This is a genomic window from Streptomyces sp. AP-93 (genome assembly GCF_022808175.1).
In the GTDB taxonomy this organism is placed as follows: domain Bacteria; phylum Actinomycetota; class Actinomycetes; order Streptomycetales; family Streptomycetaceae; genus Streptomyces.
The window spans coordinates 20,479-42,130 of record NZ_JALGBX010000020.1; the positions used below are offsets into that span (position 1 = coordinate 20,479).

The following is a 21,652-nucleotide window of genomic DNA, read 5'->3' on the forward strand; positions in this document are numbered from 1 at the left end:
GGCTCCGGAGGTTTTTCCGGCGCCAGGGAAATCATGTCGAGCTCCTTGCGTCCGTTCCATTGGCCGTGGCGACAGTATTCGCCGTGGGCCCGGATTCCGAACGGATGGCGTTTCGGGACTCTTTACGGACCAAGCCGGTTCCCGGCGTCCGCGCGCTCCGTGGAGAACACGTACGAAGCCAGGCAGACGGTCAGGCGTGAGGAGAGTTCGAGTTTCTCCATGACCGCGGCGACATGTGCGCGCACGGTCCGTTCGGTCACGTGCAGCCGCTGGGCCATCGTTTCGTTGGAGAGCCCTTCGGCGAGCAGGAGGAAGGTCTCCTGCTCGCGCGGGGTGAGTCGGCTGACCCGTTCCAGGGCCGGTGTCCAGTGCGGTGCGCCCGGCGCGCGGGCGCCGGCGGTTGCGTGGGGTGCGGTGGGGGTGCGGGGAGTGGTGGGGCTCACGGTGCTGCGACGCTCCTGTCTGGGGCGGGCCGGCCGAGCGGCCGCGTGAGGTGGTCGGTGGTCAGCCTGCGATAGAACGGGTTCTCGGCGAGCAGTTGTTCGTGTGTGCCCTCGGCGCCGACACGGCCGTCGTCGAGGACGACGATCCGGTCGGCCGCCCGGACGGTGGACATGCGGTGGGCGACGACGAGCAGGGCGCGTTCCCTGGAGATGTCCCGCAGGACGTCGGTGAGTTCCCGTTCGTTGATGGGGTCGAGTTGCGACGTGGGTTCGTCGAGGAGTACGAGTTCGGGCCGGGCGAGCAGGGCGCGGGCGATGGCAACGCGCTGGCGTTCGCCGCCGGAGAGGTTGAATCCCCGATCGCCGACTTCTGTCTCCAGTCCGTTCGCCAGACGTTCCACGAGTTCTTCGAGATTCACCATCCGGAGCACTTCCCGGATTTCTCTCTCATCCGCTCCGGGTTTCGCGTAGACGAGATTGTCCCGCAGGGTTCCGTACAGCAGGGGCGCGTGTTGCTCGACCAGGGCGATACGGGCCCGGAGGTCGCGCGGATCGACGCCCCTGACGTCGGCGCCGTCGAAGAGGACGTGTCCGCCGTCCGGTTCGTGGAATTTTTCGGCGAGGGAGACGATCGTCGTCTTGCCGGCGCCGGACCGGCCCACCAAGGCGATGAGGCCGGTGCGCGGCACGGAGAACGAGACGTCGCGCAGTACAGGACGGTCGTCGTACGCGAAGGAGACCCGGCGCAGTTCGAGGAGCGGGGTCGCGGGCGACGCGGCAGGGCCAGGAAGCGGTACGGGCGTACCGTCCTCCGGGTCCTGCTCGACGGGCAGGCGCAGGACGTCCTCGATCCGGCGGAGCGAGCCGAGGCCGCGCTGGATCAGGCTGAGCGCGTTGAAGAGGCCTGCGAGCGGCATGACCAGGTAGGTGGCGAACAGTAGGAACGCGACGAGTTCGCTGACGGACATGGAGCCGTCGGAAACCCGGACCGCGCCGACGAGCAGGACGAGGAGGAACGAGCCGTTGACCGCGATCTCCATGGCGGGCCCCACGACGGACCCGAGCTTCGCGGAGCGGACGCCGGCGGTGAAGGCGGCGTCGATGTCCGCTCCGATGCGCTCGGCCTCCCGGTGTTCGGCGCGGGCCGCCCGTACGGTCCTGATGCCGCCGAGGGCGCGTTCGAGGTCGGCGGTCATGGCACCGACACCGGCGAGGGCCTGTTCGGTGCTGGTCCGGATGCCGGCCATCACGCCCGCGACGAGGACGGCGGCGACCACCAGCGTCCCGGCGACCACGAGGAACATGACGGGGTCGATCCACAGCATCAGTCCGGCGGCGCCGATTCCGGTGATGGTGACGGTCACGAGCTGGACGAAGCTGCCCGCGACCATGTCCCGCAGCATGGTCGTGTCGGTGCCGACCCGGGAGAGCAGGTCGCCGGCGCGCCGGCCGTCGAGTTCTCGGAGGCGGACGAACAACAGCCGTTCGACGAGCCCGCGGCGCAGGCGCCGGACCACGCTCTCGCCGGTCACGTCCAACAGGTACTGACCGGCCGCCTCGAGGGCGGCCTGGACGAGGAAGAGAGCGGCCAGCGTCACGCCGAGCGCGGCTACGGCCCGGTCGGCGGAGACCCGGTCGATCAGACGCATGGTCAGCAGCGGCTGGAGCAGTCCGAGGGCGGTGCCGACCAAGGTCAGCGCGAGCGCGGCCCCCACGGTCCGGCCGCTGCCGCGCAGCAGGCGCAGCAGATCACGGGTGCCCGGTCGGGCGCCGTCGGCGGGGTTCTCCCCCGGGCGCGCCACGGTCCCGGGCTCGTCCTCGGTTCCCCGGCCGGTTCCGGTCGCCGCGCCGGACGGATCCGAGTGGCCGGTCATGAAGGGCTCCTCTCCTCGCTCCCGGAGCCCACGGTGATCAGCCTCCGGAAGTAGCTCTCGGGCAGTTCTTCGCCCACCAGTCGACCCTCCGCCTCGACCCAGGCGTGGGCGCCGAAGGGCGGCGCGGCGCGGACGCCGACGCACCACGTGGGCCACTCGCCGCGGGCCCGGCAGAGCAGGGCCGTGGCGACCGAGCGCGGCAGGCAGCCCTCACGGCCGGCGCAGACCGCGCTGACCGTGGTGACGGCCTGCCGGGCCCGGTAGGTCCGTTCATGGCCGGCCGGGCGGGCCCCGCGGGACACCACGCCGAGCACCCGCGCCAGCCGGGCCGGCGGCAGTAGCAGCAGGGGCCGGCCCACCGCCACGGCGAGGCGGGCTCCCGCGCGCTGAGCGAACGACGTCCCGGTGTGGGTCTCCGGGACCGGATGGAAGCTCATGGGCTGACCAGCCGGGCGTTGCGCAGGGCGGAGAGCAGGGCGGTCACGTCGGCCTGCGCCCGGTCCGTGTCGACGTCGAACTGGGCGCACAGGGCATCGGCGATGTCCTCGGCCGGGGTGCCGTCGAGCAGGCTGGCCAGGACCGAGCTGCCGGTCGGATTGAGCTCCCAGTACTCACCCGTACTGCCGTCGAGCAGGACCTTGCCGTAGTCGGTGTCCACCACGGACACGTCCTCACGCAGTTGCATGGGTTCCCCTTCAGATGGTGCGGAGCCAGATCTCGCAGGCGAGAGTGGCGTCAAGGCCGCCGTGCCGGAGTTCGGGCGACGAGGGCCGCAGGGTGATGTCCAGGAGCTTGTCGGCGTCGACCAGTCCGGCCTTGGCGAGCAGCGAGTCCCGCCACAGCTCGGCGAGGCGTTCGCGGTTCTCCCGCAGCCCGTTGGCGGCGTCGGCCGAGGCCTCGCCCTTGGTGGTGCGGCGCAGCAGCGCGTCGGGCATCCGGCCGCGCATCGCATGCTTGAGCAGCGGTTTGAACTCCCAGGGTGTGGCGCGCTCCTCGGAGCGGACCGACCAGCACGCCTCGACGACACGGTCGTCGAGGAAGGGGCTCGCCAGCGGCAGCCCGCTGTGCTCCGCGACCTGGTGCAGGACGCGGGTGGCCCGCGTGCCGTGGTGCAGGGTGTGGAGCTCGTTGTGGAGGGCGCGGGTGGTACCGCGCGGCTGTGCCGTGCGGGCGGCCTCCCGCAGGCTCCGGCGTACGGAGGCGGCGGCGTCGGCGGTGGCCCAGACCGGCAGACGGGGCGGGATGTCCCAGCCGAAGACGTCCGGGCTGTGCGGGGCGGGTCGGGGGGCGGTGACGTCGTCGGCGGCGTCCGCGAGCCACCGGCCGTAGGGGCGGCTGTCGGCGAGGACGGCCAGGGTCTCTCGCAGCGACCAGCGGTTCTGGGCGCGATAGCCGCGGATGCTGCGCAGGGCCGTGAGGGGGCGGGTGGTCAGCAGGTCACGGTGGTGCGCGGGATGCCCCCACAGGACGTGGTCGCCGCCCATGCCGGTGAGATGGAGGCGCGACCCGCCGGCAAGGAGCCGGTCGTGGCCGACGAGCTGGCGCGGCTGGTCGAGGATGGTGGGGAGGGGTTCGTCGACGGGTCCGCGCACGTCCAGCAGACCGCTGTAGAAGAGTGGGATCTCGTCGATGTCGAGCAGGATGTGCTCCAGGCCGTCGATCTCGGCGGCGGCGAGTCGGGCCCAGTGCACGTCGTCGTCGCCCGGATCCCTGCTGGGCATGGTGAGCGCGGGTAACGGTGCGGTGCTCACGCCTGCGGCGAGGGCACAGACGGTGGTGGAGTCGAGGCCGCCGGAGAGGTCGGCGCTGACGCTCCCGGCGATGTCCACCCGCAGGCGTACGGCCTCGTCCAGCGCCGTGCGGAGCGCCTCAGCCCCCTCGGCGAGCGGGACTTGTATCTGCGGGGGCTGCCACCAGCGGACCGTCCGGGGGGCGGAGCGGCCGAAGCGCAGGAGTTCGCCGGGGACGACGGAGTGCACACCGCGCCACAGGGGGACGTCACCCAGCGGGTGCGGGACGGAGTCCAGCAGTCGCAGGGCGAGGACGTCCTCGTCGACGGGCGCGTCGAACAGCCGGGCCAGGACGTCGGCGCGGTTGGCGGCGACGGTGATGCCGTCCTCGGTGGCGTGGAAGAGACGTCGCATCCCCGAGGCGGTGCCGTGCACGTGGATCTCGCCGTGTGCCTCGGCGATGACGTGGAAGTCGCCGGGGAGGCGAGCGGCGACTCGGTGGACCGCGCCGGGTTCGCGCACCCCGGCGATGTGCGCGGTGAGTTCGGGTGCGCCGACGGGGGTGTGTCCGATGAGCGCCACAAAGAGTCCTTGGTCGTTTCGGGCCTGGACGGAGGTGGCCCAGCTGCCCAGCACGAACGGTCTTCCTGACGGGTGTGTGAGGGTGCGTTCGCCGCGTATCCCGAGTCGGGAGGCCACGGCGAGGGCGGCCTCACAGTCCGGAAACAGCGCGAACCATCCCTCGCCGTGGCTTGTCATCGGACTACCAGCCCAGGGGCAGACGGACCTTGGGCTCGTGCGGTCCGCGCTTCAGGAATCCGGTGTCCTTGCGGAAGTCGCCGGCCTTGGACAGCGCCGGAACCTCGTAGACCTTCTTGGCCATGGTTTTCATCCATTCTCGCGTGGGTTTCTGACGAGACGACCCCGTTTCCCGGGATCTCGGTGGCCGCCTGGAAAGATCCTCGGCCGGTGGCCACCCGCCGCTCAAGGAGCAACCGGTGGCCGACACGGTCCGCGATCGGGGCGGCCGGGCCGCCCGGCACCTCTTGTCAGGGGCCGCCACCTGGCAGAAGAGGGACCGGCGTGAGAAGGGTCCGCCGGTCCGGGCGTGCGGGATCAGCCTGGTCTTCTTGGCCTGTTGGTCACTCTCCGCTTGAGCTTCCTTGGCTCCATCCCGGCCTGCGGCCGCGCACCGCCGGCAGCCCGCGCCGCGCCGCCCTCCCATTGCGGGCGGCCATCCTGGGCATCCGTTCGATGGCGGAGATGATGGCGGCGCGCGGGATACCCGAGACGTCTGCGAGGTTGACGACCCGCTGGAGTTGGTCGGAGATGTCGTCGAGGCCCACCGGGAGGGAAGCCGGCAGGACGACAGCACCGCGCCCGCGCCCGAAGTCCACGACGCCTTCGCTGCGCAGCATCCGCAGCGCCCGGAGGATCGTGTTCTTGTTGGCGCCGTACTCCTTGCCGAGCTGGTCGGCGGGCGGAAGGTACTCCCCCTGGGGGTAGAGGCCCGACGCGATGTCCATCCTGAGTTTCGCCCGGATCTGGGCGTAGAGCGGTATCTCGGCGGCACTGCTGTGGCGTCGGATGTTCCCCGTTCCAGACGCAGTTGACATGTGCTGCTCCCCCTTCTGGCTCACGTTGTGCTCAAGCACTCGTGCCACGCCGCCGGCTCGCCGGGGCGGGGGACGGGGGCAGCCGGAGGGGCGACTCCCGCGTGGTCGGTGCGGAGCCGATGGCTGCCTTCGTCGTTTCCCCCAGGTCCGGCATCGACCCATGTCGATTCTTGGGTAGACCGTTCTTTCACGTCGGTTGACGGCCGGTGCAGTTGTACCGTAGTCCGCACCTTGACGCTCTTCAACCAGTGTGGCGATAGTGGACGTTGCACCGATTCATCTGAGTGGAAGAACAGAGCTGGCCGGACCAGGGGGGCGTCATGCCAGAGGAGCCGGAACACGGTTTCGCCGACAAGCTGAACCGGCTCTTCGAGACCGTCAGACCGGATCCCGACCACGAGTACAGCAACGAGCAGGTGGCCTCCGCCATCCGGGACACCGGGGTGTCGATCTCTCAGAGCTACATCTGGCAGCTGCGGAAGAGCAAGAAGACCAATCCGACGCTGCGTCATCTGCAGGCGCTGGCAGGTTTCTTCGGAGTCTCCACGGCCTATTTCGTGGACGACTCGGCCACCGCGCGCATCGAGGAGCAGCTCTCGGCCCTCGCCGCCGCGCAGGCGCGGCTGCACGAGGCGTCGCAGGGCAGTGACGTGAAGCTGATGGCCATGCGAGCGGGTCAGTTGTCGCAGAAGCACCGCGAACAGGTGATGGATCTGCTGGACGTGGTCTACCGCCTGGAGCAGGCCGAGGGCGGTCCCGGCCGAAACGATGGCCTGAATCATCCTGGATCATGATGGTCTGACGTCATTGGATGGAATTTCCAGGCCCCAGGAGATTCACCAACGGAGTTGGCCCGTGACCGAACGTACGTTGCGCAAACGATGTCGGAGCATCCTCAGGGAACTCGGCATCACCGCTCCACTGCGGGTCCCCGAGCTGTGTCGGCTCCTCGGTGAACACCGCGGACGGCCGATCCGGCTGGTCCCGTACTCGCTGCCCGTCCCCGGCCCGTACGGTCTGTGGATCGCCGGCGCGCAGGCGGACTTCATCTTCTACCAGAAGGAGACCAGCCAGGCGCACCAGGACCACATCGTGCTCCACGAGGTCGGGCACATCCTGGCGGACCACGGGAGCGACGAGTCCGAGGACGCCGTCTGGCAGGAGGTGCTGCCGGACCTTTCGATCGAGGTGATCAACCGCGCGCTCCGGCGCACCTCCTACGCCGAGGAAAGGGAGCGGGAGGCGGAACTCGTCGCCACGATCATCCTCGAGTGGGCGTCGGTCCTGGACCGGGTCACGCCCCGCGCGCCGGGTGACATCTCGGCCCGACGGGTGCACACGGCGCTCGCGGACCGGCAGGGGTGGTTGTGACCGTGCTGTCCCTGGTGCTCGCCGTTGTTCTGTACGGCTCGCTGCTCTGGACGGGGCGGCAGGTCGTACGCGATCCTTCCGACCGGCTGCTGCGCGCGGTTTTCCTTTGCATGTTCAGTGCGGGTCTCTCCTTCCCGTTCGGCCTGCCCGTAGTCATCCGCCTCGTTGACGGGCTCGCCGGGGACGGCACCGCGAAGCTGCTGCAGAACCTCTGCCTGCTCGGAGCCGTGTACTTCCTGGGGTGCTTCTTCATTCACTCGGCGTCCGACCCGGCCGCGGCCCGGACGCGGGTGCGGTGGCATGCGGTGCCGTTTGCCGCGACTGCGGTGATCGCCTCGGCAGCCATGGCCGTGACGCCGCACGCCGAGCGGGGCCACACGTACGCGACGGCCGACATGAGGGTCCCTGGTGTCGCGGTCTTCTACCTCTCGGCCGGCGCCTACCTCACGTATGCCCTGGCGGCGGCGCTGTTCTGGACGGTGCGGTACGCGCGGCTGGCGAGCCGGCCGTTGGCGACCGGGCTGCGGATGGTGGCCGCCGCGCTGACCGGCATGGTGCTGGCCTCGGCGGTACGGGAGTGCCTGACGCTCGTGCGCCTGCTCGGCGGCGGTGTGCCCCACCCGGTGATCACCGGCGCGAAGCTCCTGCTCGACCTCGCGATCCCCCTCTTCGTAGCGGGCGTGGTCTACCCGGGGCTGGTGACGCGCTGGGCCAGTATCCGTCTGTGGTGGCACCACGGCCGCGTCTACCACAGGCTGGCCCCCCTCTGGGAGGCTCTGCACCTGGCGTTCCCGGAGGACGCACTCGAACGCACCGGGGGCGGTCGCCGCTGGGACGCGCTGAGTCCGCGGGGCGTGCACCGGCGCTACTACCGGCGTGTCATCGAGTGCCGGGACGGGCTCGTCCGGATCAGTCCCTATCTGGCGCTGGAGGCGGCCACGGCCGACGCCGAGGCACCACTCACGCCCGAGGTCGCGGCGCGCCATCTGAGGACCGCGTTGCGGGCGTACGCCTCCGGAGAGGATGCGCCCTCCCAGGCCGTCCCGGTCGCCCTGCCCGGCGAGGGCGACGGCAGTCTGGAGAGTGATGTACGGCAACTGATCCGGCTGTCCGAAACTCTGACAGCGCAATTCTGAACGAGGAGTGGCGATGGACACCCTGATCTCGGCCCGGCGCGTGGTGATCGGACCGCACGGCCAGGTCCTGGCGGACGGCGCCGTGCTGGTGCGAAACGGCGTCATCGCGGACACCGGACCGCGCCACGAGGTGGAGTCCCGTGCCCCCGCGCACACTCTCCGTCACGACTACCCCGACGGCACGCTGTTGCCGGGGCTCGTCGACGCGCACGTCCACCTCGTTCTGGACGCGGGGCCCGATCCGGTCGCGGCGCTGCGGGAGGCGGACGATGCGACGCTGGCCAAAGGCATTGCGGAGCGGGCACTCGGTCTGCTGAACGCCGGCGTCACCACAGTGCGGGACCTCGGCGACCGGAACGGACTGGTGACGGAGTTCCGCGACGCCGTCAGGGTGGGACGGTTGCCCGGACCCCGTGTCCTGGCGGCCGGCACTCCTGTGACGGGACCTGGCGGACACTGCTGGTTCCTGGGCGGAGAGGTGTCCGGCGAGGACGCCGCCAGGGCGCTGGTCCGCCGCAACGTGGAGCGGGGCACGGACCTCATCAAGGTGATGGCCACGGGCGGGGGCATCACCAAGGGCGGGCCGCCGATCTGGGCGCCCCAGTTCACGGCCGGGGAGCTCCGGATCATCGTGCAGGAGGCGGCGAGTGCCGGCCTCCCGGTGGCGGCGCATGCCCACGGCACCGCAGGCATCGTCGCGGCGGTGGAGGCCGGGGTGAGCACGATCGAGCACTGCACGTGGATCGACCAGGATGGCTTCCGGTTCCTCGACGACGTCGTCGACGAGATCGCCGCCCGGGGCATCGGGGTCTGTCCGGCGGCCAGCCCCGACTGGCGCGGCTTCGCCGAGCGCTTCGGACATGAGCGCGCGGAGGAGATGTTCGGCGGGATCCGCCGAATGCGCGAGCGCGGGGTGCGGCTGCTCACCGGCACGGACGCGGGTGTGAGCCGGGCGGTCTTCGATGACTTCGTGTCCAGTCTCGAGTTCTTCGCCTATCTGGGCTGCACCTCGCAGGAGATCGTCGACCTGGCCACCTGCGAGGCGGCGGAGGCACTCGGGCTGGGCAAGGTCACGGGGCGCCTGCTCCCCGGCCTCCGCGCGGACCTCCTGGTCGTAGAGGGTGATCCCCTGACCGATCTCCAGGCGCTGCGCCGCGTGCGGCTGGTGATGGCGGATGGCCTTGTGCATGCCTGACGGGCTACCGCTGCCGGTGCCCCCGTTGGTGCGTGAGGGGCCAGCTGACTCCTACAGCCAGTCGCGCTTCTTGAAGATGACGTACAGGCTCACGCAGACGACCGCCATCAGCAGGATTGCGAAGGTGTAGCCACCGGCCCACTTCAGCTCCGGCATGACCTCGAAGTTCATGCCGTAGATGGTGCCGACCAGGGTGGGTGCAAAGAGGATGGCGGCCCAGCTGGAGATGTTCTTGAAGGCGTCACCTTCACACCGCTGACCTGCGGAAATCGCCCGAACGGACGGTCTGACCTGCGACGGTCCGCCTTTCCGGCCCTTTCACCGTGCTGCCCCTTTGTACGGTCGATCCTCCCCAGCCACTCCCCAACGGGGCTTCATTCTCCCCAGATTCTCCCCAGCCGCTGCCGCCCGGGAGGATGGGGCGCCGCTGGCCAGGGCCTGATTCAAGCGTCGTGCGGAGCTACGCAGCGTAGTGCAAGCGAGTCGGAGCGGGGTGGTAGTCGCCTTCGTGGGGCGACGGCTTGACGAACCGATTCGATTCTCCCCCTCGGCTCCGTTCCGTCTGCCAGGCTCGGACACGTGACGTACGTAGTGACCGTAGACATCTGCATCTCGGAGGGAACTCCGGAGATGGACCCGCTGCAGCGTGCCGGAGCCGTCGCGCTGATCGAGAGCGGCTTCGCCTCGGTCGACGGCCTCGACGGGCCGGACGGCATGGAGGTCGACCTCCTCGACACGATCGTGGGCGTGTATCCGGGCGGGGCACTGCTCAAGGTGTTCGTCGACGCCGAGGCGCTCGAATTCGCGGAGGATGCCGTCCGGGACGTCGTGAGCGAGGTGCTTCGACGCTCCGAGCTGCTGGCGGATTGGAAGGTCGAGCGGTGCGAAGTCGAACTGCACCCGGAGCTCGCCCAGGAGAGCCTCGCCGCCGCCGACGGCCCAGATGGCCCGCCGGACGACCCCGCGGACCGCAAAGCCCGTCATGCCGAGCCACCCGCAGCAGCCGAAGGAGGCGAGTACGACGCGCAAGCGAAGGCCGAGGAAGTGCGCGCCCGGATGCTCGTGCTGGCGGACGAGCTGCGTTCCTTTCCACCAGTGATGTTCGGTGTGCAGGACGACCCTGGGGAGGAGGACGGCGACGACTACGGCTTCGCAGTCGCCCCCGAGGACGCCATGCTGGCCGCCGGCGCACTGATCTATGCCACCGACGTTTTGATCGACGAGCTGTTCGAGGACGTGCACACCTTGGAGCAGGAGGGCACCAACGTCGGGGAGTGCGAAGGCCCGCTGTGGCACCTGGAGGACCTGCCGGAGAGGTACGTCCTCCAGTACGACACCCGTTTCGCCCGCCGCTTCCTAGTAACCGTGATCGCCATGACCACCCGCTTCACCAACGGAAGTTTCGACCAGCTGAGTTGCGTCGCCGAGGAACTTGCCCTGAGGCTGCTCTTGAGCCAGACGACCGTCACCCTGGAGCTGTTCGGGTTGCTCGACGACGGCGTCTCGAACGCCCTAGAAGTGTTCGCCGACAACGTCTACGAGGACATGGACCACGAGTGGCTGTACGACGGTTCGATGGACGGGATCGACGAGGGCGCGGTGGGCTCGGCCCTCGGCATTGCACCCATGGCGTTCGGTGCCTGGTTCACACCGTTCAACCCCGGTAGGCACGTGCACCCATCGGCTGCAGACGAACCGGACACGGCCGCAGTGTGATCCGCCCCGTTCCCTGATGCGACAGAAGCACGGCGGACGCGGAGGCGTTGTTCGGACCGATCGAAGTGGCCCCACCAGGTCACGTCACTTGGCCGTGCCCTGGCACCCCAGACGTAGGGCCCGGGGATGGTCACGGGTTGCCAGTGCCGCAGTCACCCTGCCAACGGCGTCGTCCACGCCTTCGTGCTCCCAGATGCGCAGCGGCAGCCAGCCCAGGTGTACGAGGTGGGCGTCGGTCTCCTCGTCGCGGCGGACATTGCCTTCGAGTTTTTGGCGCCACCATTCGGAGTTGTGCTTCGGAGCGTGCAGATGCTTCTGGCACGCGTGCCAGAAGCATCCTTGGACGAAGACTGCGGTTCGCCATCTGGTGAAGGTGACGTCAGCGCGGCGGCGCGGCATCCCGGGGATTGGCAAGTTCACGCGGTAGCGGAAGCCCAAGGAATGGAGGGCGCGTCGCAAGGCGAGTTCTGGCGCGGTGTCCCGGTTGCGTTGGGCCACCATCACCCTCCTGGCATTCGCGTCCCGCGGGCTCGGTACGCCTCCGCGGCTGTCTTTGGTCTCCACTCCCGATCAACTAGATGATTGATTCCAAGGCTTCAGTGGTCGTAGGCGGTCAGTGATCGGATGACCGGTCCACCGGTCTTGTGGTTGTGCCATATCGCGGCGGTCAGGGCGAGGAGTCGCTGTAGGACGCGCACGGTGACCCCGGCGGGCGTGCGGCCGCCGTGCCGTTCGGGGTCGAGTTGTCCCTTGAGGGTCTGGTTGACCGACTCGATCAGCTGGCGCAGTGGCTTGAACAGCTCGGCTCCGGCCCGCTCGGGTTCGCCCTTGCGGGCTGGCCGCAGCAGCCGGACCCCCAGGTCGGCGAGGTCCCTCTCGAAGGCGCGGCCGTAGTAGTTCCTGTCCGCCAGCAGCGTCGGTGGTGGCCGGTTGGCGAGCAGGCCCGGTTCTATCTGGAAGATGTCCAGTAGCACTTCGCGTTCGACGGCCTTGGCTCCGGTCAGCGCGAAGGCAATGGGCAGGCCGTGCAGGGTGCAGACCAGGTGCAGGCGCAGGCCCCAGAAGAACCGTGAGTGGCTGGCGCAGTAGCCGTACTCGGCCCATCCGGCCAGGTCGGAGCGTTTCGCGGTCTCGCGGGAGCGTCCGCACTCCACCGGCGTGGAGTCCACGATCCACACGTCATCGCCCCACAGGGCGGTGTCGGTGGCCAGCTCACGCAGGACCTGCCTGACCAGGCCCGACGCCCGCCGCAGGCGCTTGTTCCAGCCCGGCTGCTGGGGCAGGTACGGGAAGAGATACCGCAGGTGAGCGTGGGCGTGGCGCAGCCAGCGGGCCTCGGAGACGAAGCCCAGCAAGGCCTGCATCACCGCGAGGGTGACCAGTTCCGCGTCGCTGAGCTTCGGCTCCAGGCCCACCCGCGGGCGCCACGGAGCAAGATGCGGCGAAGCCTTCAAAAGGTCATCGACCCGCACGTACAGTGCAGTTGCGAGGGTGTCTATCTCGGTCGTCACAAACTGAGAGTGGGCACCCTCGCGTTCGTGCAGCTACCCCTTGGAATCAATCATCTAGTGGCTGCCGATTCGGTAACCGTCCAGTTGTTCGGCGCTGTGCCACCCCGGCTGGATCTGGTCGAACGCGAAGATGGAGTCGGCGTAGGGCATGACGGTCCCGTCGGGGTGGAGGGAGACGGGGCCCACCTGGCATCTCAGGGGTTGATGGGCCAGGAGTCGCGGGGGCACGGGCTTCGTGGCGGTACTGCTCGGGCCTTGCCGTGCCGGAGGCGGTGGAAGAGGGCCTCCGCCAGGCCGGAGAACGCCTCCACCTGGACGCGGCAGGTGTGTCGATCCGTACAAGTCGGGTGCAGGTGGCTATCGACAGTCGCAATGTGGGGAAAGTGCCACAGGCACCCATGCATCGGCGTAGTCTGCGGGGATTACCGCAGGCGGGCCGGGGTGGTCGGCATTGCGGCGGAGGTGCCATGGGTGGGGACCCGAATGTGTCAGCAATCATCCGCGATCACGGGCGAACGGGGGTGCCGGATCCGTATGGTGACCAGGCTCTGCTGACTCCCGCCATGACGAAAGGCTACAACGCCGTACCTGCCGGGGAACTACATCTGCTGCTGCGCTATCTCGAGGCGGTGGTTGCCATCCGTCGGGCACCGGTACACACCGCCGTCGCCTTCAACGCCGTGTACTTCGGGTACGACCTCGGGGGCGATGGTTACGGGGGCAGCCCGCTGCGCCTCGACGACTTCCCCGTGATCACCCTCGGCGGGTGCGCGCCTACGCTCCCGGTCGGTGCCATGGTGTGCGTAGCCACGGGATCGGACCCGCTCTACGCAGAAATCGTCCACCGCGAGGGCGCACACCCGGAAGTGGGGGCCCTCGGGGACGTACCGGACTGGGTCTCCGGGGCACCTGTCGGGGCCACGGGCCCGGGGAGGTCGGCGACCGGCGCGGCCCTCCGGCGAAGAGAGCTCTTGGTCCCGGACCTCCAGGCATTCGGCCCGGCCTTGAGCCTGTCACCGACTCAACTCCACCGCCTACGCACGCGCCGACGCTGGATCAACGAAGACGGGCACGTCGTCGTCGACGTCTCCTACCCGTCCCCGGAAGCGGCCCGGTACGACGACCTGACGGCCTACGCGGACCACCTCCTGACCACGGCGAGGGAGCAGCTGCTCAGTCCCTACGTTCCCGTGTCCCTCGCCGAACTCGTGGGCGGCACAAGTGTCGACGAACTGAGGGCCGGCCTCCTTGGTCTGCTCGACACGGTGAGGGGCGTTCTCGCCTCCAGCCCGTCGCTGCGCACGTGGGGCCACTACGCCGTGACCCGGACCTCGCTCGCGGAGTGTTGGGGCGATACCGGACCACTGGGAGGCGACGACTTCCGGACTCTCGCTGCCGCGGTGGAACATGCGGTCACTCCGGCGAGGCGGCGCCATGGCTTGGCCGTCCCCGTCACGGTGTACACGGCGGTCGGGCCGAGACTTCGCCAGTTCCCCGGTGCGACGGAACTGCTCAGGGGAGTGGGGTACGCCGCGGCGGTCTGCCGCGCGAACATGACACTCGCCGATGTGGTCCGACGGGACAGCGAACAGGGCCTGTTCGCGAACGGATCCCGGATCACGCTTGACGACATCTTCGAGAGCGGGGGCGTCTGGCGGTCTCATCATCCGGGTGGCGCCGAAGCGCCCGGCGACCCCCTGGCCCCGGCAGGGCGCGGCTGGGCATCGACGCTCCCCGCACCGTCGGAGCCGGAATCAGGGACGGCTGCGGAAGCGGAGATCGAACCGGTCGATCTGCCCCTCGCCGACGATGCCGTCCTGGGGCCTGGCGAACTCCTGCGGAACGACGCGGAGCAGATCGTCTGGCGGTCGCCCCTGCGACTTGCCCATCTCATCGACGGCTGGTTCCCTCTGCACCCGTACGTCGCACACGCACTCCGCCGGTCTCACGGCCCACGCCTCGCGTCACATCTCGAACTCGACCATGCCGGACAGACCCTGGCCGAGCGTGAGGCAGCTCAGGACGTCACCGCCGAACTCGAAGACGAAACCGGACGTTTGGCGGGCATCCACTGGCCCCGCGACTTCTTTCCCGGCCTCATACTCGAACTGCGCTGGCTCCGCGGCGAAACGGTGATCCGCGCGACCACGACCCCGCTCACAGATCTGGTGCAGGTCGACGACCGCGTGATCGGGCACTGCTACGACTCCCGCGTGCTCACCGGGGAGGACGCTCCGGGCAGCGATCGCCGTGGCGACAGCGCAGTCGGTCTCGGCCCCCGGCTACTGGTGATGCGCACCGTGCGCCGCTGCGGTCTGCTCACCCTGGACGGCCATGCCCTACTGGACCGCTCGGTCCTGCCGAGCGCGGTCTACGGGCGCTGGCCGGCACGGTCTCAAACCGCCGTCCTGGAGTCGGCGGTCGCGGAACTACTGGCGGAACGAATCCTGGAGCCAGCCCTCGGTAGCCGGGACGCGTGGGGTCAACCGCACTACCCGGCACGTGACGGGGAGCCGGTCATTCCGCTCCTCGGCTACCGCCCTGTACGGCGAAGAGTGATACGCCCATGGGGCGGCACGGAGCCGGACGGCCCGGGGCTGCTGGCCCTCCAGTTCGTCGCCGGTCATCTGCGACGCCTCCGGCCGGGGTCCTCGCCCAGCGAGGCGCAGCGAGCGGCCTTCCGCGCATACTGCCGCAGGCTCGGCAAGGCGGACGGCTGGGAACTTCCCTACGGCTACACGTTCGTCACCGACCACACACGAGGTCACTGAACTGGGAATCCACGGTTCCCACCCCTCTTGCCGCTGTCCTGTTCCTCCCTTCCGGCTCCTCGGCGTCGAGCGAGTCCTTTCCACTGAAGGCCACAGAACGGAGTAGGCGTACATGCACGACCGCTACCGCGTCATCACGGGGCCGCCGCTGTCCCCGCCGACCGTCTCGGCCGAGGACTTCGAAGGTCTGGCCGCCGCACTCAACGCCTTGGACCACCCGGTCGGCGCCGCTCTTAACGAGCTCACGGTCGACATGGTGGAACTCGCCTTCAACTCCCTGCCGCCCAGGGAGCGGCAGAAGCTGCTGGGCGGCCTGGGCATCCGCATGGCGGCTCCTCGCCGGGCGGGCAGGGCCCTGTGCCAGGACCTGCTCTCCCGGATGCGGCGCGACGCTCGGCAGCACACCTGCAGCTGCGGCATCAGGGACCTCACGACCACCGTGCTGGATCAGATCATCGAAGTCGCCTTCGCCCAGGACGGCAAGACCGTCTCCGAGCCCGTTTCCCGATGGGGCACGACACTGCTCCGGGGCACGGTGTTCGCTTGGTGCAATGCCTCCGTCGCCGACGCCTACCTTCTCGCCTGGGCGGCCGACCAGGACTGGTTCATGGAGACGGCCGATGAGGAGGAGACCGTACGCCTGGCGGCTGTGGCCGATGAGGCCCGGTCCGTCATGGCGGCGTACCCGGACTTCGACGGCCGACGGGAAGGCGTCGAGCGGCTGTCCGCGGGTGCGGGTACGAGGCCGGGCAGGACGGCCGTCGCTTCCAAGGGCGCCGCATCGAATTCAGGCGTCCCGCACGACGTGCCCGTGATCGCGTCCGAAGAAGCTGGCGCCGAGCAGAGGACGGACCCGGAGGAGGCGTGCCGACAGCTGGAGTCGGCCCTCGCGGGGGCCCGGCGAGCCGCGGAGAACGTGACGGGTGCGGTGGCCGACGGTCTTCCGCCGCATCACGGGGATCTGGCCGTACTGGACGCGCTGGGCGCCGTCTTCGACAGCGCCGACGCGGCGTTCCGCGCGGCGGGAGTGAACGGGGTGCCCCGCAGTCTGAAGGCCATGACACAGGCTGCACGTGAGTACCGGACGGCACGCGACCATGACGACCAGGTACGGGGGACGCTGCGGGACCTGCTGGAATGCGCAGGCCAGCTGGACGGCCCTGCCGCCGTTGCCGCCGAAGCCGTAAGGGGAGCGACCCGCCGTCTGCTGGACGCAGAGGTTTGGGAGCTGACACAACGGCAGGAAAGCGCCGTCCTGGCTGACCTGGCACGGCTGATCCGAGTGGGGCGAGAGGCGTACGCGGCGACGGAGATCCTGGCCCTGCAGGACCAGATGGTGCGGGTGCTGCCCGCGTGTGCCATGGCGGTGATCATGGCACCTGAACTGGTGCTGGCCCAGCCGCAGGAGACCTTCGCGCAATCCCCCGAGGCGGAGGCCACCGAAGGCGATGTCGGGGGAGCCGAGGAGCTCGCCGCTGACGACACGACCGCCGAGCACGGCGAGCAGGTCTCCGAGGAGGAGGACGGGCTGTCGGAGAGGCCTGACGGCCGCGCCACGGGGGGCTCCGGGCCTCACGCCGTACCGGAACCGGAAGCCCCTGCCCAGACGACTACGCCAGGTCCGATCGCGATCGTCGACGTGCCGGCCGCGGCAGCCTCGAGGATCCCCACCACGGAACCGGAAACGGAACTGACGGCCTCGCCCGCCGCCTCCGGCGCGGTCGCGGCATCCGTGCCCAGTTTCCCCGCGGCGCGCGATGAGCATGGTCCGCCCGCTGAGCCCGCCCTGAAGACTCTCGCCTCCGCCACCATCGAGGATCATTCCGACGCGGCCGCGACCGAGCGGGTTCTGACGAGGCTGGTCGTGGAGCGGCGCTTCGGACTCGCCCACCACGTGGCGAGGGCGTCCGGCCACCCCGAACCGCAGGTGACGGCGCTCCGTCTGGCTGGTGCCGCCGGGCTGCTGACGTCCGGTGACAGCCAGGGGGCCCGACTGACCGCGGACCTGCTCCAGCGGTACATCGGACACGATGGCCGGGACGCGGAAGGCAGCGAGCTCCTCCTGCTGCCCGCCCTGTTGCGTACGGCGTTGATCACCGGGGATCATCTGGCGGGCGCCCAGTTGAAGTCTCTGGCGCCCCGGCTACCGGAACGGCTGGCGGAAGCGGCGACCGCGGTCGCGGACCGTACCCTCAGCGGCGCACTGATGATGGCCTCGCCGCTGGCGGTCAGCGCCGACGTCTCCGGCGCGGAGGCGCGGCTGCGGGAGTTGCTGGAGCAGTGCCGTGTCCTGCTCCAGCCTCCGAGGCTTCGCTTCGCACGGGCAACGGAGATCGCGAAACGCTGGCTGTCCGACGACGGGCTGCTCGCATCGCTGCTCATGACCGTGGCCGGCGACCACCGCGACGGGCTGGCCCAGGTGCGAGAGCAGGCCGAGCGTCTGTCCAAGCTGCCCGAGATCAGCAACGAGATCGACCGAATGGACCGCAAGCACCGCTCACCCAGTGGCAAGCCTCTCCAGGGCTCCGGGCGCCAGGACCTGGTGCATCTCGTGGAGCGAGCCGTCGGTCTGGCCAAGGAGTGGTGTCTGGCGGTCGACACCATCCGCCGTGGCGACCGCTCCGACGGCAACCGGGCGGTCAAAGAGATCTCCTCGCTGCGGCGGTCCCTGCTGGACGGCCGGGAGACGGCTCTGGGTGAACTGGAGCAGCTGGCGCGAGGCTCGGGCGGGGTCAAGGCTGCATCAGCCTGGGCGGCACGCGACTCGATGGAGGAGCTGTTCGCCCTGCTGGCCGGTGGCAATACCCCGCCCCCGCGTCCCGGCGGTCCCGTGGACCCTGAACTCGTGCTGGACGCGGAACTGCTGAAGGTATGCGACCGCCGCGGCGAGCAGCCGTCGCTCGACGGGCTGTTCACCGCCGTCGACCGGAGCTGGCAGGACGCCCTCGCAGAGCGGCTCGCTCACGACGCCTTCGCCGCGGCTCGGGCTCTCGTCGAGTTGGCGGGACGGGAGCTGCTGTCCGGCGCACGGGCCGAAGAATTCACTCCACCCTCTCCCGCCGAGATCGAGTCTCAGGCGGCCTTCCGGCGCAGGGAGTTGCGTGGGAGCCACGACGATCTTGTCGCCGAACTGCACCGCGCACAGGCCGACGGAGCCGTGACCGACGACCAGGATCTGCGCCTTCAGGAACTCCTCGCCGACGCCAGGGGCCAGCTCGACGGGGCCGACACGTACGACTTGGTGGACGTACGACGAGCGCTCGACGCCGTGCGGGGTGACCTGCCGGCCTTCCGGCAGCAGGCGGCCGACCGGATCCGGGCCCGGCTCGACGCCCTGGACCCAAGCGAGGAGCTGCGTGCGCAGGTCCTGCGGCACCTGGACACCGGTGGTCTGGCCACGGCCGCCGACCTCGTCTACTTCCTGGAGATCGGCGAGGACGTCCCGGAGATCGACGGTGGTGAGTCCCACCTGACGGACTTCTTCCCGGCCGTGCCCGAGGGGCTGCCCAAGGGCGTGGACCATGCCCTCGTCGACCTCGTCCGGTCCGGCGGAACGCACACGGGCATCCCCATCCTGGACTACAGCACGCTCTCGACCGACGAGGCGGCTCTGGCAGCCGACGTACTCGACGAGTGGCGGGTGCTGGGTGCGACCGAGCCGAAGGACCGGCTCGACGTGTCCGCGAAGCGGCAGTTGCCGCCGCTCCTCAAACTGCTCGGATACGAGGCCAAGAGCGCCAGGCCGCTCGACGAGCGATCCCCGCACCTGCGCCGGCGAGAGTTCCGCCTCTTCGAGGCGACTGAGGTGGAGATCAACGGCAGGGCGAAGGCGCCCGCGTTCGGCTCGCAGATCCGGGAGCAGGGCGGCAGCCTTCGTGTGCTGATGGTCTGGGGCCGCCCGCCCGCAAAGGTCGTCATGAGCCTGGCGGAGCGCGACAACAGCGGAGCGAGTCTCCTCGTCCTCTACTTCGGCACGCTGAGCCGTGAGGCTCGCGTCGAAATCGCCGTCGGCTCCGATCGGCTGCAGCCGATGGTGGTAGTGGACGATGCCGCCCTGGCCTACCTTGCGGCACGGGGCAATCGACAGGTCAGCACGGCCACGCAGACACTGTTGCCGTTCTCCGGTGTCAACCCGTACATCCGGGAGAAGCGTGGCCGGATCGGCGGCGAGATGTTCTACGGCCGTGACGCCGAGCGCAAGAGCGTTCTGGACCCGCACGGCACGCAGGTCATCTTCGGCGGCCGGGGACTCGGCAAGTCCGCCCTGCTTAGCGATGCCGGAGAGCGGTTCGAAGAGCAGCGCCCCGGCTACCAGCTCGCGGTGTACGTGAACCTCGATCAGGAGAACATCGGAAAGGGCAGCTCGCTGGGGCCGGAGGCGCTGTGGAGCGTCCTAGATCGGGAGCTCCGGGCGGCTGAGGTGCTGGGCGGGCAGCCGGGTCGCAGGTCGGGGCAGGACATCTCCGAACGGGTCCGTGCTGGCATCCGCGCCTGGCTCGACGGGGATTCCCGCCGGCGTTTGCTCGTTCTGCTCGACGAGTGCGACCAGTTCTTCGAAGCGGACGCTCCTCGCTTCGAGCAGACCAAGAAGCTCAAGGGCCTCGGATCCGACACCAAGGATCGCGCCAAGGTCGTCTTCGCCGGCCTGCACTCCGTGCAGCGGTTCTCCAAGCTCGCCAGCAACGGACCGTTCGGCCACCTCGCGCAGACTCCGAAGGTGATCGGCCCGCTCGCACCCCAGTCCGCCGCCGAACTGTTGGTGGACCCGATGCGGGCGCTCGGCTTCGAGTTCCAGGACATGGATCTCATCAACCGGGTTCTCGGATATTGCTCCTACCAGCCGTTCCTGCTGCAGATGTTCGGCCACCGGCTGGTCGAGGTGATGCACCGCAAGCGGGCAAGGCGCGGAGCCGAGGGGCCCCCGTACGCTGTGGAGATCACCGATATCGAGGTCGTGGAGTCGGACACCGGTCTCAGGGACGGTATCTCGGCGGCGTTCAAGGACACCCTGAGCCTTGACCACCGCTACGACGTGATCGCCAACGTGCTGGCCTATCACGCGCGCCATCGTGGCCTTGAGGTTCGACTGAGCGACGCCGAACTGCGCGAGGAGTGCGAGACGTTCTGGCGCAAGGGCTTCGAACAGCTCGACACGGAAGGATTCCGCGCCTACCTCTCCGAGATGGTGGGCCTAGGAGTGCTCGCGCCCAACCACGACGGGCAGGGCTGGCACCTGAGGGGTCCGAACGCCCTGCGCATGATCGGAACCTCCCACGAGGTGGACGCCCGCTTGCTCAGGGCCGAACGCGACTGCGAGCTCCAGGAGAGCATCGTGCAAGAGGGTCGTCCCGAGCTGCTCGACAATCGGCCGGCTCCGCTCACCATCACCCAGCTCGACGACCTTCTCGGCGAGCGGTCCAACCAGACGAGGGTCGTCCTCGGCACCACGGCGACGGGTGTCGGAGACGTCGGCGACACCCTCCGTGAGATTGCCGGACGGATCGTCGGCTGGACGCTGCCGCCCGTCGGCAAGCCCAGCGTCTACAAGCAGGAGCTCACGGGCGGCCGCCCCCGGGAACGACGGGTCGTCATCAGCGACTTCGCCCGTTATCCGGACGCCCGGCCCGAGGCTCCCCGACAGGCCGTCGATTTGGCTGAGGAGCTGCTGCCCGCCACGCCGGGGGTGACCCGTGCCGTGGTCGTCGTCACGGATCCCACCCAGCTGGGCTTGTGGCGCCCCCTGCTGACGGGCACCGAACGCACCTCGGCGGCTCCCGTCGTACTGCGACGACACGACCGCCGCAGCCTGCACAGCTGGGCCCAACGGGTCGAGAAGTTCCACACGGAGGACCGCCTGGACCGTCTCCACGAGCTGACCGGAGGCTGGCCGATCCTGGTCGACCGGGCCCACCGCCTTCACGGCGAACTGGGCGATTCGGACGCGGTGCTGGACCGGCTGGCCGTTGTGTGCGGGGACCGGACCGAGGCTCGCGCGTTTGCCGAGGCGACCGGCGTGTATGCGGCCCCGCTGCTCGTGACCGGCTACCGGTCTCTCGCCGAGGAGTTCATGGAGGACACGTTTGACCTGGAGAGTGCGGTGACCGCCGTAGCGGTTCGGATCGAGGACGAAGATGAGGCCCGCTGGATCGTTACCTGCCTCGATGCGCTTCAGGTGTTCGATCATCAGGGGAACCAGTTGCGTCTGGAACCGTTGCTCCGGAGGTGCGTGATGTTGCAGGGCTGACACCGAGGCAGGGGCGAGCTTCTGCCCGGCAGCTCCGGAGCCGGT

17 protein-coding genes and 1 pseudogene are annotated in these 21,652 nt (G+C 69.6%); 7 read left to right on the plus strand and 11 right to left on the minus strand.

The features are described from left to right. Positions 1-122 precede the first annotated feature (122 nt). From MTF69_RS28790 to MTF69_RS28820, 7 genes are all read right to left on the minus strand, one after another. Positions 123-443 (minus strand): response regulator transcription factor, encoded by a 321-nt coding sequence (locus tag MTF69_RS28790; RefSeq protein ID WP_243339086.1) that lies wholly within the window; start codon positions 441-443, stop codon positions 123-125. Next, positions 440-2,317 (minus strand): ABC transporter ATP-binding protein, encoded by a 1,878-nt coding sequence (locus MTF69_RS28795; protein WP_243339087.1) that lies wholly within the window; start codon positions 2,315-2,317, stop codon positions 440-442. Before MTF69_RS28795 ends, MTF69_RS28790 begins: the two co-directional genes overlap by 4 nt. Further along, a complete protein-coding gene (locus MTF69_RS28800; RefSeq protein WP_243339088.1) occupies positions 2,314-2,754 on the minus strand; it encodes a lasso peptide biosynthesis B2 protein in 441 nt (146 codons plus the stop codon). The genes MTF69_RS28795 and MTF69_RS28800 overlap by 4 nt, the downstream gene beginning before the upstream one ends. Beyond that, positions 2,751-3,002 carry a lasso peptide biosynthesis PqqD family chaperone gene (locus tag MTF69_RS28805; protein ID WP_243339089.1) on the minus strand — a complete coding sequence of 84 codons (252 nt, stop codon included), beginning with the start codon at positions 3,000-3,002 and terminating at the stop codon, positions 2,751-2,753. The genes MTF69_RS28800 and MTF69_RS28805 overlap by 4 nt, the downstream gene beginning before the upstream one ends. A 10-nt stretch (positions 3,003-3,012) precedes the next feature. Further along, on the minus strand, positions 3,013-4,629 hold the full coding sequence (locus tag MTF69_RS28810) for an asparagine synthase-related protein (RefSeq protein WP_243339090.1): 1,617 nt from the start codon (positions 4,627-4,629) through the stop codon (positions 3,013-3,015). Positions 4,630-4,810: 181 nt separating this feature from the next. Beyond that, entirely contained in the window at positions 4,811-4,930 is a 120-nt protein-coding gene (locus MTF69_RS28815; RefSeq protein WP_107069644.1) for a keywimysin-related RiPP, read from the minus strand. A gap of 259 nt (positions 4,931-5,189) precedes the next feature. Further along, positions 5,190-5,663, minus strand: coding sequence for a GntR family transcriptional regulator (locus MTF69_RS28820; protein ID WP_243339091.1), 474 nt, complete (start codon positions 5,661-5,663; stop codon positions 5,190-5,192). A 320-nt stretch (positions 5,664-5,983) separates the two neighbouring features. Between MTF69_RS28820 and MTF69_RS28825 the strand changes: the two genes are divergently transcribed. The 4 genes from MTF69_RS28825 (at position 5,984) to MTF69_RS28840 (ending at position 9,365) form a co-directional block, all read left to right on the plus strand. Beyond that, positions 5,984-6,457: a helix-turn-helix domain-containing protein gene (locus tag MTF69_RS28825; RefSeq protein ID WP_243339092.1), complete on the plus strand. Its 474-nt coding sequence runs from the start codon at positions 5,984-5,986 to the stop codon at positions 6,455-6,457. Positions 6,458-6,518: 61 nt separating this feature from the next. Next, positions 6,519-7,034 (plus strand): hypothetical protein, encoded by a 516-nt coding sequence (locus tag MTF69_RS28830; RefSeq protein ID WP_243339093.1) that lies wholly within the window; start codon positions 6,519-6,521, stop codon positions 7,032-7,034. After that, on the plus strand, positions 7,031-8,170 hold the full coding sequence (locus tag MTF69_RS28835; RefSeq protein ID WP_243339094.1) for an MAB_1171c family putative transporter: 1,140 nt from the start codon (positions 7,031-7,033) through the stop codon (positions 8,168-8,170). Before MTF69_RS28830 ends, MTF69_RS28835 begins: the two co-directional genes overlap by 4 nt. Before the next feature lie 13 nt (positions 8,171-8,183). Further along, entirely contained in the window at positions 8,184-9,365 is a 1,182-nt protein-coding gene (locus MTF69_RS28840; protein ID WP_243339095.1) for an amidohydrolase family protein, read from the plus strand. 51 nt (positions 9,366-9,416) lie between these two features. Here MTF69_RS28840 and MTF69_RS28845 read toward each other — a convergent pair. Further along, positions 9,417-9,599 (minus strand): annotated as a pseudogene (locus MTF69_RS28845) (CorA family divalent cation transporter); the annotation flags it as partial. A gap of 345 nt (positions 9,600-9,944) precedes the next feature. On the opposite strand from MTF69_RS28845, the gene MTF69_RS28850 reads away from it, so the two are divergent. Beyond that, the gene (locus MTF69_RS28850; RefSeq protein ID WP_243339096.1) at positions 9,945-11,081 is read left to right on the plus strand and encodes a hypothetical protein; all 1,137 of its coding nucleotides are present in this window, start codon (positions 9,945-9,947) and stop codon (positions 11,079-11,081) included. An 84-nt stretch (positions 11,082-11,165) separates the two neighbouring features. Here MTF69_RS28850 and MTF69_RS28855 read toward each other — a convergent pair whose 3' ends face one another. Genes MTF69_RS28855 through MTF69_RS43060 form a run of 3 tightly spaced genes read right to left on the minus strand, consistent with a single transcriptional unit; the run spans position 11,166 to position 12,778 of the window. Beyond that, positions 11,166-11,645 (minus strand): very short patch repair endonuclease, encoded by a 480-nt coding sequence (locus MTF69_RS28855; protein WP_308401470.1) that lies wholly within the window; start codon positions 11,643-11,645, stop codon positions 11,166-11,168. Positions 11,646-11,677: 32 nt separating this feature from the next. Beyond that, positions 11,678-12,592, minus strand: coding sequence for an IS982 family transposase (locus MTF69_RS28860; RefSeq protein WP_243339098.1), 915 nt, complete (start codon positions 12,590-12,592; stop codon positions 11,678-11,680). A gap of 54 nt (positions 12,593-12,646) precedes the next feature. Next, positions 12,647-12,778: a hypothetical protein gene (locus MTF69_RS43060; RefSeq protein WP_279346393.1), complete on the minus strand. Its 132-nt coding sequence runs from the start codon at positions 12,776-12,778 to the stop codon at positions 12,647-12,649. A gap of 377 nt (positions 12,779-13,155) precedes the next feature. Between MTF69_RS43060 and MTF69_RS28865 the strand changes: the two genes are divergently transcribed. Further along, positions 13,156-15,363, plus strand: coding sequence for a hypothetical protein (locus MTF69_RS28865; RefSeq protein WP_243339099.1), 2,208 nt, complete (start codon positions 13,156-13,158; stop codon positions 15,361-15,363). A gap of 112 nt (positions 15,364-15,475) precedes the next feature. Beyond that, on the plus strand, positions 15,476-21,607 hold the full coding sequence (locus MTF69_RS28870; RefSeq protein WP_243339100.1) for a hypothetical protein: 6,132 nt from the start codon (positions 15,476-15,478) through the stop codon (positions 21,605-21,607). Positions 21,608-21,652: the final 45 nt, after the last annotated feature.